This is a genomic window from Sphingomonas sp. BK345 (assembly GCF_014193845.1).
Lineage (GTDB): Bacteria > Pseudomonadota > Alphaproteobacteria > Sphingomonadales > Sphingomonadaceae > Sphingomonas.
Genome location: NZ_JACHZX010000001.1, coordinates 775,015 through 790,220 on the forward strand (window position 1 = coordinate 775,015; position 15,206 = coordinate 790,220).

Annotated in this window: 19 protein-coding genes and 1 tRNA gene; all 20 read right to left on the reverse strand. The window is 75.2% G+C overall.

The annotated features are described in order from the left end of the window. Nucleotides 1-40 precede the first annotated feature (40 nt). Nucleotides 41-844 (reverse strand): DUF2163 domain-containing protein, encoded by an 804-nt coding sequence (locus FHY03_RS03420; RefSeq protein WP_183928737.1) that lies wholly within the window; start codon nt 842-844, stop codon nt 41-43. Continuing rightward, a complete protein-coding gene (locus FHY03_RS03425; protein WP_183928739.1) occupies nt 841-3,120 on the reverse strand; it encodes a DUF2460 domain-containing protein in 2,280 nt (759 codons plus the stop codon). The genes FHY03_RS03420 and FHY03_RS03425 overlap by 4 nt, the downstream gene beginning before the upstream one ends. After that, nucleotides 3,120-3,671: a tail tape measure protein gene (locus FHY03_RS03430; RefSeq protein ID WP_183928741.1), complete on the reverse strand. Its 552-nt coding sequence runs from the start codon at nt 3,669-3,671 to the stop codon at nt 3,120-3,122. Before FHY03_RS03430 ends, FHY03_RS03425 begins: the two co-directional genes overlap by 1 nt. Next, nucleotides 3,664-3,888, reverse strand: coding sequence for a phage tail assembly chaperone (locus tag FHY03_RS03435; protein ID WP_260158631.1), 225 nt, complete (start codon nt 3,886-3,888; stop codon nt 3,664-3,666). The genes FHY03_RS03430 and FHY03_RS03435 overlap by 8 nt, the downstream gene beginning before the upstream one ends. Beyond that, on the reverse strand, nt 3,885-4,214 hold the full coding sequence (locus FHY03_RS03440) for a GTA-gp10 family protein (RefSeq protein ID WP_183928743.1): 330 nt from the start codon (nt 4,212-4,214) through the stop codon (nt 3,885-3,887). Before FHY03_RS03440 ends, FHY03_RS03435 begins: the two co-directional genes overlap by 4 nt. Next, a complete protein-coding gene (locus FHY03_RS03445; protein WP_183921855.1) occupies nt 4,211-4,612 on the reverse strand; it encodes a phage major tail protein, TP901-1 family in 402 nt (133 codons plus the stop codon). The genes FHY03_RS03440 and FHY03_RS03445 overlap by 4 nt, the downstream gene beginning before the upstream one ends. 346 nt (nt 4,613-4,958) lie before the next feature. Next, a complete protein-coding gene (locus FHY03_RS03450) occupies nt 4,959-5,357 on the reverse strand; it encodes a DUF3168 domain-containing protein (protein ID WP_183921856.1) in 399 nt (132 codons plus the stop codon). Further along, the gene (locus FHY03_RS03455; protein ID WP_183928745.1) at nt 5,354-5,542 is read right to left on the reverse strand and encodes a hypothetical protein; all 189 of its coding nucleotides are present in this window, start codon (nt 5,540-5,542) and stop codon (nt 5,354-5,356) included. The genes FHY03_RS03450 and FHY03_RS03455 overlap by 4 nt, the downstream gene beginning before the upstream one ends. Then, nucleotides 5,539-6,054 carry a hypothetical protein gene (locus FHY03_RS03460; protein WP_260158632.1) on the reverse strand — a complete coding sequence of 172 codons (516 nt, stop codon included), beginning with the start codon at nt 6,052-6,054 and terminating at the stop codon, nt 5,539-5,541. The genes FHY03_RS03455 and FHY03_RS03460 overlap by 4 nt, the downstream gene beginning before the upstream one ends. 177 nt (nt 6,055-6,231) lie before the next feature. Beyond that, the gene (locus tag FHY03_RS03465; RefSeq protein WP_183928747.1) at nt 6,232-7,236 is read right to left on the reverse strand and encodes a phage major capsid protein; all 1,005 of its coding nucleotides are present in this window, start codon (nt 7,234-7,236) and stop codon (nt 6,232-6,234) included. Nucleotides 7,237-7,361: 125 nt separating this feature from the next. Next, entirely contained in the window at nt 7,362-7,787 is a 426-nt protein-coding gene (locus FHY03_RS03470) for an HK97 family phage prohead protease (protein WP_183928749.1), read from the reverse strand. Beyond that, nucleotides 7,784-8,116, reverse strand: a complete 333-nt coding sequence (locus tag FHY03_RS03475) for a DUF6127 family protein (RefSeq protein WP_183921860.1) — start codon at nt 8,114-8,116, stop codon at nt 7,784-7,786. The genes FHY03_RS03470 and FHY03_RS03475 overlap by 4 nt, the downstream gene beginning before the upstream one ends. Beyond that, nucleotides 8,113-9,201, reverse strand: a complete 1,089-nt coding sequence (locus tag FHY03_RS03480; RefSeq protein WP_183928751.1) for a phage portal protein — start codon at nt 9,199-9,201, stop codon at nt 8,113-8,115. Before FHY03_RS03480 ends, FHY03_RS03475 begins: the two co-directional genes overlap by 4 nt. 454 nt (nt 9,202-9,655) lie before the next feature. Further along, entirely contained in the window at nt 9,656-10,066 is a 411-nt protein-coding gene (locus tag FHY03_RS03485; RefSeq protein WP_183928753.1) for a low affinity iron permease family protein, read from the reverse strand. Between the two features lie 72 nt (nt 10,067-10,138). Further along, complete coding sequence (locus FHY03_RS03490) at nt 10,139-11,446, reverse strand: DNA-packaging protein (protein WP_183928755.1); 1,308 nt, start codon at nt 11,444-11,446, stop codon at nt 10,139-10,141. Beyond that, nucleotides 11,443-12,900 (reverse strand): hypothetical protein, encoded by a 1,458-nt coding sequence (locus FHY03_RS03495; protein WP_183921863.1) that lies wholly within the window; start codon nt 12,898-12,900, stop codon nt 11,443-11,445. The genes FHY03_RS03490 and FHY03_RS03495 overlap by 4 nt, the downstream gene beginning before the upstream one ends. 150 nt (nt 12,901-13,050) lie before the next feature. Continuing rightward, nucleotides 13,051-13,323 (reverse strand): hypothetical protein, encoded by a 273-nt coding sequence (locus tag FHY03_RS03500; RefSeq protein ID WP_183921864.1) that lies wholly within the window; start codon nt 13,321-13,323, stop codon nt 13,051-13,053. 74 nt (nt 13,324-13,397) lie between these two features. Continuing rightward, nucleotides 13,398-13,910, reverse strand: a complete 513-nt coding sequence (locus tag FHY03_RS03505; RefSeq protein WP_183928757.1) for a hypothetical protein — start codon at nt 13,908-13,910, stop codon at nt 13,398-13,400. Nucleotides 13,911-14,178: 268 nt separating this feature from the next. Continuing rightward, nucleotides 14,179-14,252: transfer RNA gene (locus FHY03_RS03510), tRNA-Gly, on the reverse strand. 239 nt (nt 14,253-14,491) lie between these two features. After that, nucleotides 14,492-15,082: an energy transducer TonB gene (locus FHY03_RS03515; protein WP_183928759.1), complete on the reverse strand. Its 591-nt coding sequence runs from the start codon at nt 15,080-15,082 to the stop codon at nt 14,492-14,494. Nucleotides 15,083-15,206: the final 124 nt, after the last annotated feature.

A 15,206-nucleotide genomic window follows, 5' to 3' on the forward strand; every position in this document is an offset into this window, starting at 1 on the left:
GGATCTCCCTCTGCGCCGATCTCCGCCACGCCAGCTCCCCTCACCCCGCCGGATAGCGCGTCAGCAGGTCGTTCCCTGGCACATAGGGCTCGCCGCGGAAGTTGACCGAATTGCCGAACCGCCCCGCGCAGGACGCGAGCCTCTTGTCGCAGCCCTCCACAAGCTCCACCAGCGTCCCCGCCGCCACCGCGTGCGGCGGCGCTTCGTCCAGCGTCACGCCCACGCCCGCGGAGGTCGCCACCGCGCTCACCAGCCCGGCGTTGCCGCCGCCGAACCAGCGCAGCACGCCCCCCGCAAAGGCCCCCGCCACCGGCTCCGCCGCGTCGAGCGTCACCGCCACTCCCTCCGCCGCGACCACGCGCGCGAAGCGCCGCCGCTCCGCCATCATCACGCGGCAACGGCGGTCGCCCAGCTCGGCGCGGCAGGTCGGGGCGGTGAGTTCCACCGCGGGGCGGTCGAGCCGCGCCTGCGCGCCGCTCAGCTCGGCGGTGAAGTCGCGGTCGCGCGCGGTCACGGCGCCGATCCGCCCCTCGCCGAGCGGGAGCGGCGCGGCACCCGGATCGCTCCAGTCGATCGCCAAGCAGACCACGCGCGCGCCGTCCCAGCGCCCGTCGGCAAGGTCGCGCGCGGTGATCGCCGCGGCGGTGAAGGCGCCCTCCGCCGCCATCGTGTCGGCGTCGAGCCCGCTGCCCAGCGCCACCGCGGAGGGCGTCATCCGCGGCGCGGCGCGATACACCAGCCCGTCGATGACGAGGTCGCGGTCGTGCGCGGTCAGCGCCAGCGTGACGCCGTCGCGCCGCTCGAGCCGCCAGCACAGCGCCAGCGCCAGCACCCGGTCGCTCATGCCTCGCGCAGCTCCACCAGCGGCACGCTGTGTGCGCTGCCTGCCAGATAGGTGGCGCGCGCGACGCTCAGCCGGTCCTCGGCGAAGCGCACCGGCACGTCGAAGTCGAACGACGCGGTCACCGCCGCGCCGGCCGCGGGCGCGTCGTCGAGCACGATCATGCCGAGCGGCTCGAGCGTGAACGCCGCGGTCGCCGCCCCCGCCACTGCGACGCGCAAGCTCCCCGCCACCGGCCGCGTGATCCGCCGCGTCGCCGCGCCGTAGCGCGTCACCAGCGCGAAGCGCCGCGTCGCGCCGTCGCCGTGCCCCAGCACGACCTCGCGCGCCTGCCAGTCGAACGGGTCGCGCAGCCGGAAGCCGCGCGCCGGCCCCTGGCGCGCGCGATAGAAAGCGAGCAGCAGCGCGATATCGGCCTCGCTGCGCACGCCGGGGCCGACATCGTAGCGCGTGCGCGCCTCGGCCCAGGCGACGTTGCGGGTCTCGTGCCCGCCCGCGCTGGTCGTCACCGCGGTGGAGAAGCCCGGCGCCACCTCGGCCTCGCGCCCCAGCGCGAGCGGGAACAGCACGTCGTCGAACGCGTCCATGTCATCCTCCCCCTGCCAGTAGACCAGCCCGTCGCGCAGCACCTGCGGCAGCGCCCAGAGGTAGCGCGCCGCCACGCCGCGCCGCCGCGCCGCCGCTGCCGCGGCGAGGATCGGCGCCCATTCGCCGCTGTCGTCGGCGCGCAGCACGAAGCCGGCGAGATACTCCTGCCGCTCCGCCGGGTAGCCGAGCGTCGCGCCCACCAGCGCGGCACCGCGCTCGCTCGCGCCGGTCGCGCCCGCGGTGACCCAGTCGTAATCCTCGAGCTGGAGCCGGTCGAAGGCGGGCGCGGCCCAGTCGCTCGGCAGGTTGAGCCGCCGCGCGCCCGGCATGGCGGGATCGAGCAGGGTCGGCAGGTAGATCAGCAGATAGGTCACGCACTCCGGCCAGTCGCCGCACACCGCCGCCACCAGCGCGGCGGTGGAGCGCGCCAGCGCGGCGGCGGCGCGGTCGAGCGTCGCGAGCTGCGCGGCGTCGAACGCGCCACGCAGCGAGGGAACCGCCACCGGCTGGAGCGCGGCGCGCGCGCTCGCGTCGTAGAGGCAGGGTCGCGCGTCGGCGGTGATCCACCACCACGGCTCGCCGACCTGGAAGCGCGGTACCAGCCCTGCGCCCACGCCGATCGCGACGAAGGCGCGCGCCACCGCGTGCAGATAGTCCATCGCGCCCGCGTGGGTCGGCGACAGCAGCGTCGAGGGTGGGTCCCAGCCGGTCAGCGCGGGGGCGCCATCGGCGGCGCGCTGTTTCCAGTCGTCCCAGCAATGCCGGTCGAGCAGCTCGTAGGAGAGCGACCAGATCAGCTCATAGCCGAGCCGCGCCGCGCGCCGCGCCAGATCGGCGTGCCAGGCGGCGCAGGGCGCGTTGAGCGTGCCGCCGCGGCGGCTCACCAGCCAGCGCGTGTCCGCGCCACCGCCCACCGCCTCGAGCCGGAAATAGTGGCTCATCCCGACATAATGGTCGATCGCGCCGCGATAGCCGAGCTGGAGCGCGTTGCGCAGCAGCCGCGCCGGGGTGAGGTGGTAATGGTCGTCGTAGCCGCTCGCCACGCGCAGGTCGTGCGCGGGCACCACCACGTCGCCGATCGCCAGCACCGCGCCCGCGCCGTCGACGGTGATGCCGCTGAGCTCGGCCCAGCCCTCCGCCGGCGTGTCGAGCGGCGCGGCGGCGTGGTCGTAGCCGGGCGCGACCAGCGAGACGAACAGGCGGTCGATGTCGCCGGCCCAGACCGGGTCGCGGTCGGCGGGCAGCGCGAAGCCGGCGTCGAGCGCGGCGAAGTCGAGCGTCACCTCGGCGTCCTCGGGCGCGCCCTCGGCGTAGTTCCACAGCCGCACGTACCAGGCGCGCGCCTGCCCGGCGGCGTCGCGCCCCTCGATCGTCAGCGTCGGCCCGTCGACCTGGTCGAGCGCGCGCACCCCCGCCGAGCGCCAGCGGAAGCGCAGCCGGCAGGCGCGATAGTCGCGCGCGGTGTCGTAGCCGAGCAACGGATGGTCGTGGCGGTCGAGGCTCTCCCAGATGATCCCGGCGAGATCATCGCGGCGGTAGAAGACCGCGTCGACGCGCAGCACGTCGGGCGCGGGGTTGGTCGCCGCCGCCATCATCGGGCGCGGGAAGTTGACCGTCCAGTAGCGCGGGTCGAAGCGGGTGAGCCAGTCGGTCGCCTGCTCGGCGCGCTGCGTGGCGAGCCAATAGGGCATCACTCCGCCTCCTCGAGCGCGGCGCGCACCGCGCGCGCCACCTGCCGTGCCGATCGCTCCAGCGCGCGCGGCGCCTCGCCCGCGTGCGCGTTGACCGTGATGGCGAGCCGCAGGTCGCCGCGGCGCGATGGCGCCGCGGTCTCGCGCAGCAGGTCGATCCCACCGGCGCTTCGCTGGATCGGGAAGGACGGCATCGGCGCGCCACGCTCGCGCCCGCCGCCCCCGCCGTGGCCCAGTCCGAACAGCCCGCCGAGCAATCCGGTGAGCAGCCCGGTCGCGCCGCCGCCGCCGGTGACGCTGGCGACGCCATCGCGCAGCGCCGCGCGCGCCACCGCGTCCATCGCCCCCATCGTCACGCCGCGCAGCTCGTCCAGCCCAAGCTTGCCCTTGCGCACCGCCTCGAGCAGCGCGTGCTCCAGCCCGCGCCCGGCGCGCGCGGCGCCGAGCGCGAACGGGCCCTCGACCTGGCCGCGCATCGTGTCGAGGTCGCGCGCGAACCCGGCGGTGTCGGCGCGCACGCCGATCACCAGCCGCTCGATCTCCTCATCCATCGGGGAACATCTCCTGCAAGCGCGCGCGCAGCGCGGCGCCGGGGGGCGGGGGTCGCTCGGGCGCGAGCGCTTCGCCCGGCGCGGCGAGCTCGGCGGGCGTGGCGCGCCAGAATTCGTCCGGGCGCCAGCCGAGCGCGAGCGCGGCCAGCCCGGCGAGCCGCGTCGCCGCCGCCGCGAAGGTGGCGTCGGCCATCTCGTCGCTCTCAGGCGCGCTCATCGTCCCGCGAGCACCTGGCGCAGCAGCGCGTGGAACGCCGGCGTGGCGGCGGCGAGCCCGCGGGCCACCAGCGCGTCGCCGAGCGCGTCGCGCGTCAGCGCCGCGGGCCAGTCGTGGCGGCAGTGCCAGAACAGCGCCGCCAGCTCGGCCAGCGCGAGCTGCCCCGCCGCGGCGCGCTCGACCAGCGCGAACAGCGGCCCCAGCTCCTGCTCGGCGGCGACCAGCGCGGCGAAGCTCGGGCGCAGCACCAAGGTCTCCCCCGCGACGCGGATCGCCGCCTCGCCCCTCGCGGGATTGGCGGGCGCGGGGTTCGCGGCCGCGCTCATGCCGCCACCACCGCGCCCGAGCTCTCCAGCGCCAGCGTGTAGCTGCGCTCGCCGTTGTAATCGCCGGCATAGTCGAGCTTGGTGACGAGGAAGCGCCCGGCCAGCGCCTCGCCGCTCTCGAAGGTGAGCCGATAGTCGTCGAGCGTTCCCGCCAGCGCGCTGGCGCGCACGCGCGCCTCCGCGGCGGAGCCGGTGAAGATCCCCGCCGCGGCGACGCTGACCGAGCGCACGCCCGCGCCGGAGAGCAGTTCGCGCCAGCCGCCCGAATCCTTGTTGGTGATCGCGACCGCCTCGCCGTTGACGCTGAGCTGCGTGGTGCGCAGCCCCGCGACGGTGCGATGGCCGCCCGCGCCGTCCGCCACCTTGAGCAGGAACGCGCTGCCTCTCTCCGCTGCCATGTCGGTTCTCCTGGTTGATGATGTGATCCGCGGCGGCCAATCCCGTGATCCGCGTTCTATTCCCGTCATCCCCGCGAGGGCGGGGATCCAGACACGCTGACGCGCCGGCTCCTTCGTGGACATCGGCGCCGAAACCCAGGCCGCTGAGCACGCGGGAAGAAGGCAGAGCCGTCCGCGCCGCTCTTCGATCGTGAGACCCGCGCGTCTGGATCCCCGCCTTCGCGGGGATGACGGAGGGAGCAAGGATGACGGAAAGAGGAGGAACGATGGAGGGAGGCGGTCGTGCTCGGCGGCGACACGCGAGTGTCGCTGGTCTCGACCACGCCGAGCGCCAGCGCCGCCCTCCTCACCCCGCCCGCAGCATCCTTACGCGGACGTCGACCAGCGCGGCCCAGCGCGCCGGCGCCTCCGCCACCAGCGCGAGCCGCACCGGGGCGACGCTCACCACCTGCCACGCGCCCGCGCGCGCCGGCAACGCGAGCAACGCCGCCTCCGCCGCCGCCGCGAGCCGCTCGGCGCGCGCGCCGTTCTCGCCCTCGTCGCGGATCGTCACGCCCAGCCGCAGCTCGCGCCCGTCGTGCGTCTTGCTGCCCCAGTCGGTCGCGGCGAGCTCGCGCAGCAGCGCATAGGGCACCGCCGCGCGCGGCGCGCTGCCGTCGAACACGCGCGTCACGCCGATGTCGCGCAGCGCCGCCAGCGCCGCCGCGCGCAGCGCCGCGGAGGCGCCCTCCGCCGCGCCGCTCACGCGCGCCACCAGCCGAGCCGCGGGTCGGCGAGCCAGCGCCGCACCAGCCCGCGCCCGCTCACCGCGACGCCCTCGTCGACGAGCTCGACCCGCGCGCCGGGCAGCAGCGCGCGCAGCCGCGCCGCGACGCGCGTGCGGGCCGCGGCGACGTGACGCGCGGCGATCCGCTCCACCGCGCCGCTCACGCGCGCGCCTCCGCGGCCAGCCGCAGCGTCCGGTGCGGTCGCCACAGCGCGGTCACCGCGGCGGGCAGCGGCGTCGCGCCGCCGCGATCGGCGAAGAGATAGGCCGCGAGCAGCACCGCGCCGTGGCGCAGCGCGGGCGGCAGCCCGGCCCAGTCGCCCGCCAGCCCGGCGGTGAAGGTGATCTCGACCGGCGCGGCGGTGCGGACCCAGCCGGTGCCCTGCTCGTCGATGTCGACCATCGCCGCGGCAGGCGCCTCGACGTGGCGCACCGGGCGCGCGGGCAGCGGCTGCCACGCGGCGCGCGCGGGCAGCGCCGCGACCAGCGCGCGCGCGATCAGCACCTGGCCGAGGAACAGCTCGGCGGCGCCGAGCGCGGTCTCGACCAGCGCGAGCGCGAGCGCGTCGTCATCGGTGGCGGCGGCGCGCAGCTCGGCGCGCAGCGCGGCGAGCGAGGCGGCGCGATCGGCCTCGCCCAGCGCCACCGTGCCGGGCGCGCCGCTGAGGATCGGCATGACGGGTCTCCTGATGTGGGTAGAACTAGATCCTCCCCGGCACGGGGAGGGGGACCATGCGAAGCTTGGTGGAGGGGGCTGTCCACTCACGCGCCGGTGAGTTAGCGGAGAGCCCCCTCCACCACCCGGCTGCGCCGGGCGGTCCCCCTCCCCGCCGTGCGGGGAGGAGTTAGCTCCTCACTTCTCCACGAACTTAAGCAGCTTGATCGCGTCGCTGTCGCTCACGCAGCCGGCCACGCGGCGGGTCGCGTAGAAGGTGACGAAGGGCTTGTTGCTGTACGGGTCGCGCAGCACCGCGGTGTCGCCGCGATCGGCGATCAGATAGCCGAGCCGGAAGTTGCCGAACGCGATCGAGGCGCTGCCCGCCGCCACGTCGGGCATGTCCTCCGCCTCCACCACGGGATAGCCGAGCAGCGTGGCGGGCTGCGCCGCCGCCAGCCCGGGCTGCCACAGGAACTGGCCGTCGCGCGTCTTCACCTTGCGCACCTGCGCGGCGGTGGCGGCGTTCATCACGAAGCACGCGCCCTGCCGATAGGGCGCGCGCAGCGCCTGGACGAGGTCGATCAGCCGCTCGCCCGGATCCCCCGCGAACGCCCCGGCCGCGCCGCTGGCGAGATATTGCAGCGTGCCGAATGCGCGCGCGCCGTCCGCCTCCGCGCTGGCGGGCGAGGTCAGGAAGCCGCGCGGCCGCCCCACCCCGCTGCCGCTCACGAAGGCGGCGCCCTCCGCCTTGGCGAACTCGGTCGCGATCTCGCCGGCGAGCCACGCCTCGCTGTCGAACAGCGCGTCGTCGAGCATCGCCTGGCTCGCGCTGGGGTTGGCGTAGAGCTCGCCGCCGGGCGGGACCAGCTCGTGGAAGGTCGGCGTCGCGGTGACGGGGCGCGGATCGGTCTCGCCGGCCCAGCCGGCGGGCGTGCCGCCGCTGGTGATCAGCTTGCGATAGCCCGCGCTGCCGACCTGCACCACGTTGGCGATGGCGCGGATCGGGCTGAGGCCGACGAGCTGCGCGTCGATCGTGGCATCGAGCTGGGTCGGGATCGCCACCCCGCCCTGCTCCCCGGTGGTGCCGGTGAAGGCCTTGGTCTCCAGCGTGGCGCCGGTGCGGAGATAGCGCGCGAAGGCCTCGTCGCCCTCGGGCCGTGCGCCCTCCAGCAGCGGGCGCGCGTCGACGGTGTCGGTCATGGTCGGTCTCCTTCTTGGGGTGAGTGAGGCTGTGATGGAGCCGTCGCGCTCGTGAGCACGGGCGGCAGCGTCGAGCGACGACGGGGACGCTGAGACGGTCGCTCCCCCGCGTCCTCGCGGGAGCGTCACGACGGCGCCGTGCCGAGCGTGCCGGACGTGAGCGCGGGCGGGTCGCCCGCCCACCAGTCGACCAATGCCCCGGGCTGCATCGGCACCGCGACGAGGCTGACCTCGACCAGCTCGGCCGCGACGATCGCGCGGTGCGCGCCCTGGCGCACGGTCCGCGCGCGATACGCCACCGAGAAGCCCGGCAACGCGCCGCCGCGCACCGCGCGCGCCACCGCCGCGTCGTCGACCCGCGCTGCCACCAGCAGCCCGCGCGCGTCCGGCTCGAGCCGCAGCAGCGCCCCCACCGGCGCGCCGCGATGCTGGCACAGCAGCGGCACGAGGCGCGGGGCGGCGCCGAACACGCCCGCGCGCAGCACGTCGCCGGCGCGATCGACGCGGTCCCACAACGCAGCATAGCCGCCGCAGCGGAAACCGCCGCTCACTTGCCGTCCCCGCCGAGGTCGACGCCGAGCCGCATCGCCAGCCCGAGCAGCAGCAGCGCGCCGAGCGTCCGCGTCACCCAGCCGAGCAGCGCGCGCCACGCCGAGCGCTTCGCCGCGCGCCACGTCTGGAGCAGCTCGCGCAGCGCGGCGACGTCGCCCGCCGCGCCCGCGTCGGCGAGCCCGAGCCGGGTGAGCGCGCGCGTCGCGCCCAGTTCGCCGGCCTGCTCGGCCACCGCGCGCAGCCCCGCCGGGTCGGCGCCTTCCGCCGCCAGCTGGGCGAGCAGCTGCGCCAGCACCGCGGCGCTGCCCTCGTCGTGCGCCGCGCTCATTGCCAGTCCACCATCGCGCGCTTCTCCTCGGGCGTGAGGAAGTCCGCCGCCGCCGCCATCCGCCACAGCCGCTCGCGGTCCTCGGCCAGCGCGGGCACGCGGTCGAGGTCGACCCGCACCGTCGCGTCGCCGCACCAGCGCGCCAGCCCGGCGGCGAGCCCGGTGAGGATCGCGTCGGCGAGCGGCAGCACGGTCAGCCGCCACAAGGCGCGATTGGCCTCGGCGTAATTGGCATGGGTCGAGTCGCCGGGCAGGCCGAGCAGCATCGGCGGCACCCCGAAGGCCAGCGCGATCTCGCGCGCCGCCGCCGCCTTGGTGCCCGCGAAGTCCATGTCGGCCGGGGTGAGGCTGAGGGGTTGCCACGTCAGCCCGCCTTCCAGCAGCAGCGGCCGGCCGGCGTTGCTCGCGCCGGCGAAGCCCGCGTCCATCTCGTCGCGCAACCGGCGGAACTGGTCGGGCGAGAGCGCCGCGCCGTCGCGCGCGTCATACACCAGCGCGCCCGAGGGCCGCGCGGCATTGTCGAGCAGCGCCTTGCTCCACGCCGCCGCGGCATTGTGGATCGCCACCGCGGGCGCGGCGGCGCCGAGGCAGCCCAGGCCGTAATGGTCGTCGAGCGGATGGAAGCGACGCAGGTGGATCACCGCCTCGGGCGCGAGCCGGGTGGCGCGCGCGCCGACGCGGTAGAGGAAGGCGGCGGGCCAGCCGTCGGCGCCGAGCTCGACGCTCACCCGCTCGGGGCGCAGCGGGTAGAGCGCGGCGAGTGTGCCATCGGCGTCGCGCAGCGGCTGGACGAAGGCGTTGCCGTGGAGCAGCAGCTGCGCCGCGACGGTCTCGAGCAGCCCGGGCGCGGCGATCAGCCCGCGCAGCCCGTCGTCGTCGCAGGCGAGCGGCGCGCTGGCGACGCTCTCGGCGACGAGCCGCACCGCGCGCTGCGCGATGGCGTTGCCGCAATAGCCCGCGCGCACCTGCGCCTCATAGCCCTGCGGCCAGGCGGCGGGCGGCGGCGGCGCGGCGATGCCCGACGCGCGCGCGAGCGGCGGCCGCGCCGCCGCGGGGGCGGGCGCGGTCTTGCGGAACCAGGCCATGCAAGGGTCTCCTCGATTGGTGGTGTCGGCGGTGTCGGCGGGCGGCGGTGGTGACCGCGCCGAAAGCGGGCCGTGGGACGGGTGCGGCAAGCGGCGACGTCGGCGGCACGGGGCGCGCGCCAAGCCCATCCGACCGGCATGTCGCGGCCGTTCGCACCACGCCAACCCGACCGGCACTCCCGCCCGAACCTCGACCGTCCTCCCCCGACCGTCATCCCCGCGCCGACCGCGACCGTCACCCGCGCCCCCACCTCAACCGTCATCCCCGCGCAGGCGGGGATCCAGACGCGTGGACCGTCAAGGAAGCCGCCACGTCAGCGTGTATGGATCCCTGCCTTCGCAGGGATGACGAAGGAGCGGTCATAGCGACGTCAGGCGAGCCACGGTCAACGCGGCGCAGGTCCTGTTCCCGCCGTGACCGACGCAGAGGAGAACCGCGCCCGCGCGTCGCTACCTACCGCCGCTTCAGCAGCGTCTCCACGCTGTCGTCGACGGTGCCGACCTTGCCCGGCTCGTGCCCCGCCTCCTTCTCCAGCGCGGCGCGGATCGCCTCGATCTGGCGGTCGGTCATATGCTCGATGCCGATGAACTCGCCGCGCGCCTGGTCGAGCGCGCGGATGATCTCGTCGAGCTTGGCCTGCACCGCCGCGGCGTCGCGGTTCTGCGAGTTCTGGATCACGAACACCATCAGGAAGGTCACCAGCGAGGTGCCGGTGTTGATGATCAGCTGCCACGTGTCCGACCAGCCAAAGATCGGCCCCGTCACCGCCCAGGCGAGGATCGTGACCAGCGCCAGCGCGAACGTCACCGGCTGGCCCGAGGCAGACGCGATCCGGGTCGCGAGCGCGGCGAAGACACGTTCCATCCTCCGCGCATCCTGCCACCGCGCCGCGCGCCCGGCCTTAGCGTGGATCAAGCCGCCCGACGCCGCTCACCCTCACAGCACGCGCACCCGCACCGCGCCGCCCTCGCCCAGCAGCAGCGCGGTGAGCGCCCAGACGCAGGCGTCGGCGCGGTCGGGCGAGCGGCCCGGACCCTCGTAGCCGCCGCCCGCGACCAGCCCGGCGAGCTCGTCCTCCAGCGCAGGGAAGGCGCGCGCGTGCCATACCCGCCCGGTCTCGTAGAGCGCCGCCACCGGCTCGGCGCGCGCCGCCTTGCCGCGCGTGGCGTGGACCAGCCGCAGCGGCAAAGCGGCGTCGGCGGCGCGCAGCACCTGCGCCACCATCTCGCCGCCCTGGTTGGCCTCGGCCACCACGCGCTCGGCGGCGTGGCGCGCGGCGCAGGCGGCGACCGCGCGCGCCCAGCGCTCGGGGCTGGCGCCGGTCACGCTCGCGTCTTCCAGCACATAGCCGTGGCCGTCGCGCCCCAGCCCGGCGGCGACGATGCCGCAGGCGTCGCCGTCGCTGCCCGCGGGCGGGTCGACCCCCACCACCACGCGCACCAGCACCGGCACCGCGGCGGCGCGCTGGCGCTCGAGCAGCGCGCGCGGCCAGAGCGCGCCGGCGACGTCCTCGATCAGCTCGCCGTCGAGCTCCTGCCGGCCGAGCCGGGTCGCGCCGTACTGCGCCGCGACCGCCGCGACGAAGGCGTGCGGCAGATGCGGGTTGTCGCGCGTGCGCCCGCGCGTCACCGCGGTGTCGGGCGCGGCGGCGAGGCGGCGCAGCAGCGCGGTGGCGCGCGGCGTCGTCGTCACCAGCGTGCGCGGCGACTCGCCGAGCCGCAGCCCCAGCATCAGATTGTCCCAGGCGGCGGCGCCGCGCCATTTGCCGAGCTCGTCGGCCCAGGCGAGATGATGCTCGGGGCCGCGCAGCCCCTCGGGTGCGGCGGCGGAATAGACTTGCGCCACCGCGCCGCCATCGAAGCGCAGCTCGCCCAGGCTCGGCCGCCACACCGCACCGCCGGCGTACCGCGCCACCGCGAGCAGCCCGCTCGGCCCCTCCACCATCACGCGCCGCGCGTCCTCCTCGGTGGCGCCGACCAGCGCGATCCGCGCCTCCGGCCGCGCGCGCGCCATCGCGGCGACCCACTCGGCGCCGGCGCGGGTCTTGCCGAAGCCGCGCCCGGCCTGGATCAGCCACACGCGCCAGTCGCCGTCCGGCGCGAGCTGCCCCGGATGCGCCCAGCTCGCCCAGTCGGCGACGAGCGCGCCGCGGGTCGCCTCGTCCAGCGTCTCGAACACCGGCGCGGCGTCGGCGGGATCGAACCGACGCAGCGCGCGTAGCGAGCGCGTGAGCGGCGCGGTCATGCCCACACCCGCGGGCGCGGCGCGGCGCTGACGCCGTGGGGCGGCGCTGCAGCCGGGCAGGCGGAACGGCGCGCACCGTCGCGGGCGTCGAACCCGGCTGGCGGAATGTCGGGGACGGCGGCACCGACCGCGACGGGCGGCGCCGCTCGCAGCGGCGCGACCGAACCGAGCGGGCGGACGGGGATATTGACGGCGGAGCGGTTCTCCCGTTCTTCCGACGCGCTCGACCGCTTGGGCCGCGCTTCGTGCGTCGCCGAGCAGATCGCGGTGACGGACGGGTCCGCGGCTGTGGGCCACCCGGCGTTCGGCGAAGCCTCGTGAACGTGTCCGCGTCGATCGTCGGACGGATCCTGTTCCCGCGGCGGGATCGTCCCGTCGTGCTCCCGCGCTTGCGCGAGCCCGGGAGGGTTGGACGTCGCCCGTCGGCGGTCTGCTTGACCCTCGCCTCCCGCGTGCGCCGGAAGACCATGGAGGGAAGGAGCGGCAGCGACGCTGTCGCAGAGCGCTCGTGGCGGCGGCGCCCCAGGATCGAGCAGGATCGCCACTTGCGGCGCTCGAGGCTCCTGCGCCCCCGCGGGGGCGGCAGAACAGGATGAGTCCGGCGTCGACTCGGAGGCGATGGCAGCAACACTGTCCGTGGCCGGAGCGGCGCGCGCATCGGAGCCTGTGCCCCTGCCCGCCGCGTCCGTGTCGACGCGCGGGTCGGAACCGGCCCTTTCGGCGGCGCCGGCGCCTGCGCTCGAGGCCACCGCGTCCGCGCCGACGTCCGCGTCGCGGTCGGCGGGGACGGCGACCGCTTCCTCCCGCTCGTCCCAGTCCGCCGCCGCGGCGCGCTCGACCGCGTCGACCTCGGCGGCCGCCGCGGGCGACACCGGGGCGCGACGGACACGCGGGGTGACGCCGGCATAGAGCTTCAGCCGGCGCGCCAGCTCGGCCCCGGCGGGACCGAGCGGGTCACGCTGGCGGCGCGCCGCGCGCGGCGGCGCGACCGGCACGGCGCCGGCGGCGGCGGCGCGGTGGCGGTCGAGCAGCGCCAGCGCGGCGGCGAGATCGAGCGGCGTCTCGCGCTCGAGCAGGTCGCGCAGCGCCTCCGCCTCGAGCCGCTCATACCCGATCGCGAGCGCGTCGCGCCAGGCGGCGGCGAAGCGCGCGTTGCGCCGCCGCAGCGCATAGGCCGAGACGAGCGCGACGCCGACCGCCGCCGCGGCGCGCGCCGGACAGCCGAGCATGGCGAGCTGGTCGAGAAAGAACGCGCGGGTGACGGCGTCGAGCGGGGCCGCGCGCACCGCGCCGCCGGGCACGAACGGTTCGGAGGCGGCGGCTGAGGGCGCCGCGCGACCGCCGGCCGAGCGGGCGGCGCCGCCGAGCGCGAACGTCGCGGCCTCGCCCCCTGCTGCGCGGGCGTCGGGCGCACGCGCGCGCGTCCCCGCCCCGTCCGAGCGTTCGCCCCGCATCGCCGATCTCCCGCTGAAACGCGAACGGGCCGGCGCGGCGGGAGCCTCGCCCCCGAACCGCCCGGCCCGACTCACATCATCTCGATGTTCATGCTTTGTACGCGAACAGCGTCGCGCTGTCAAGTGTCGTCTCGCCGCCGGCGGCGCCGCTCAGCCGAGCGCGCGCCCGGTGCCGGGGCTGATCGACAGGCGGCGCCCGCTGAGCGTCTCGACCTGGAGCGAGTCGCCGTCGCGCTCCACCGCGACGAAACGGTCGGGCTCGGCCGCGGGCGGCAGCTCGCCGCGCCACACCACGCGCCCGGCGCGATCGAGGCAGACGAGGTTGCGCGCGCGCGCGTCATCCTCGGCGGCGGGGGCGTAAAGCACCACGCGCCGCCCGCCCCCGATCGCGATGCTGCGCGCGACTCGCGCTGGCTCGGGCATCGGCCGCTCTCCTGTTACGCGCGGAGATACGCGGGCGCGCGCGCGACGGATGCAGGGGGGCTTACGGGAACCTGTCAGGTCTCTCGATGAAAGACCCGCCTGAAGACGATCGGTGTCGAGAGATGCGGGACGATCATGGTGGTCTCTTCCTCCAGATCCCGACCGACGGTGCGATAGGTGGTCGTCCGACCGCTGTCCTCGCCGCGGAACCTTATGGAGAGCGCGTCACCATCCCTTCTTGCCGATACCTGAAAGACAAGAACGTCGGTCAGCTTCCACGTGACCGGCTCTTCACCGATCCAGAGGGTGATGGGTGCCTTGGCATCATAAGCGATCCCGATCCGATCCCCTGCGGTCGATATTCTGATCCGGGATACGGCAACAGACTTGCGCAGCCTCATGCGAGCGGTGATCCGTGTCGAGTTGGGAAGGCCCTCGGTCGCGCTGTCGATCGCCTCGAAGGCGTGGTCGCTCCGTAGGTCTCCACCATAGATGCCCGACGCCACGCCCTGCGCTGGGCTCGCGGCGCCTGAGCCACAGCCCAGGAAGGCAGCGCCGACCGCGGCTGACACAATCCACTGACGCATCTCGCACTCCTCGGATCCCGCTGTCGGGCTCGACGGTTGTGGTGGCACTTGAGGCTAGCACACGGTCCTCTTGCGTCATACGGGATCGAGGACCTGGCTCCGGTTGCCGAGCACGTGAGCTGGCGAAGAGCTGTCCTGTAGGGGGAGCTGAGCATCACTGCCCGATGTTTCGATCGGCGAACTCGGAAGCGGAGCGGCCGCTCCTCGCGATACTCGGACAGTTCGCCCGGTGGATCAGCTCTCGCCGCCGCGACGCTCCACTCCAGGGTGGAGCGGGTAACGGGAATCGAACCCGTGTATTCAGCTTGGAAGGCTGCTGCACTACCATTGTGCTATACCCGCATACCCGCGGGAAAGCGCCGCTTTCTGGCTTTCCCCACCGGCCGTTCCAACGTCCGCCACGCTGGCTTTCCAGCATCCCGCCGGATGGAACGAGCGGCGTCATACCCAGCCGCCGGCAGCGGCACAAGCCGTCCCATGACGGCCGGGCCGCCGATACCGAGCGGCGTCACCCCAGCACACCGGGCGGTGCCGGACCACGCCCTGCCGCGCGGCGCGGCGGGACGTGGCCGAGCGGGCGATCAGCTCGCCGCCGCCCCGATCATGACGACCGCGGCGAGCCGCTCCGGTCCGGCCGTCGCGCGCGCGAGGCGGATCTCCCTGCGCAGCAATGTCAGCTTGTTCCTGTAGTCGAGGTAATCAGAGGCGAAGATGATATTGGCCTGGACCGTCGGGGCCGCACCCGCGCCCCACGCGAGCGCGGGGAGCTCGCCTAACCGGCCGATCGCACGCAGCGCGACTCGGTCCAACCGACGGTCCTTCGAGGTCCGCGCGAGGGTGGGGGCCACGGGCCGATGGCGCTCGTCCAGCGTGAACCGGACCGACACGATGCCGCCCGACGCGGGATCGTTCGTCCACAGCGGCTCGTGTTGTCGCAGCAGCTCCGCCTCGAGCCGCCGCGTCACCGCGGCGGCCCAGCGTTCGCGTGGCAGCTGGTCTCCCCTCACCGTCACCTCTCCCTGCGGCGGCTGCGCCGGGGCGGTCGACGGGAACGACGCACAGACCGCGGCGATCACTATCGAACAATGCTTCATGACGATCTCCAGTTCATGGATGATCGGCCAGGACGCGCGACCAGTTTCTGCGTGAACTCTAGACGCCTTGGTCGACAAGAAGCGGCGGTCGCTACGATCCCGCTCCTCTGCCCTTATAGCACGCCGGCGAGCACGATGAAAGAGAGTCCGGATCGGACCTTTCTGGCAGGATCGGTGTCGCTTTTCCTGACGCAGATGGGCG

What these genes read in the sequence shown, in the direction of transcription:
- FHY03_RS03420 (WP_183928737.1), bottom strand. Translation starts at nt 844, where the DNA reads ATGAGCGACCGGGTGCTGGCGCTGGCGCTGTGCTGGCGGCTCGAGCGG.
- FHY03_RS03425 (WP_183928739.1), bottom strand. Translation starts at nt 3,120, where the DNA reads ATGCCCTATTGGCTCGCCACGCAGCGCGCCGAGCAGGCGACCGACTGG.
- FHY03_RS03430 (WP_183928741.1), bottom strand. Translation starts at nt 3,671, where the DNA reads ATGGATGAGGAGATCGAGCGGCTGGTGATCGGCGTGCGCGCCGACACC.
- FHY03_RS03435 (WP_260158631.1), bottom strand. Translation starts at nt 3,888, where the DNA reads ATGAGCGCGCCTGAGAGCGACGAGATGGCCGACGCCACCTTCGCGGCG.
- FHY03_RS03440 (WP_183928743.1), bottom strand. Translation starts at nt 4,214, where the DNA reads ATGAGCGCGGCCGCGAACCCCGCGCCCGCCAATCCCGCGAGGGGCGAG.
- FHY03_RS03445 (WP_183921855.1), bottom strand. Translation starts at nt 4,612, where the DNA reads ATGGCAGCGGAGAGAGGCAGCGCGTTCCTGCTCAAGGTGGCGGACGGC.
- FHY03_RS03460 (WP_260158632.1), bottom strand. Translation starts at nt 6,054, where the DNA reads ATGCCGATCCTCAGCGGCGCGCCCGGCACGGTGGCGCTGGGCGAGGCC.
- FHY03_RS03465 (WP_183928747.1), bottom strand. Translation starts at nt 7,236, where the DNA reads ATGACCGACACCGTCGACGCGCGCCCGCTGCTGGAGGGCGCACGGCCC.
- FHY03_RS03475 (WP_183921860.1), bottom strand. Translation starts at nt 8,116, where the DNA reads ATGAGCGCGGCGCACGACGAGGGCAGCGCCGCGGTGCTGGCGCAGCTG.
- FHY03_RS03480 (WP_183928751.1), bottom strand. Translation starts at nt 9,201, where the DNA reads ATGGCCTGGTTCCGCAAGACCGCGCCCGCCCCCGCGGCGGCGCGGCCG.
- FHY03_RS03485 (WP_183928753.1), bottom strand. Translation starts at nt 10,066, where the DNA reads ATGGAACGTGTCTTCGCCGCGCTCGCGACCCGGATCGCGTCTGCCTCG.
- FHY03_RS03490 (WP_183928755.1), bottom strand. Translation starts at nt 11,446, where the DNA reads ATGACCGCGCCGCTCACGCGCTCGCTACGCGCGCTGCGTCGGTTCGAT.
- FHY03_RS03495 (WP_183921863.1), bottom strand. Translation starts at nt 12,900, where the DNA reads ATGCGGGGCGAACGCTCGGACGGGGCGGGGACGCGCGCGCGTGCGCCC.
- FHY03_RS03500 (WP_183921864.1), bottom strand. Translation starts at nt 13,323, where the DNA reads ATGCCCGAGCCAGCGCGAGTCGCGCGCAGCATCGCGATCGGGGGCGGG.
- FHY03_RS03505 (WP_183928757.1), bottom strand. Translation starts at nt 13,910, where the DNA reads ATGCGTCAGTGGATTGTGTCAGCCGCGGTCGGCGCTGCCTTCCTGGGC.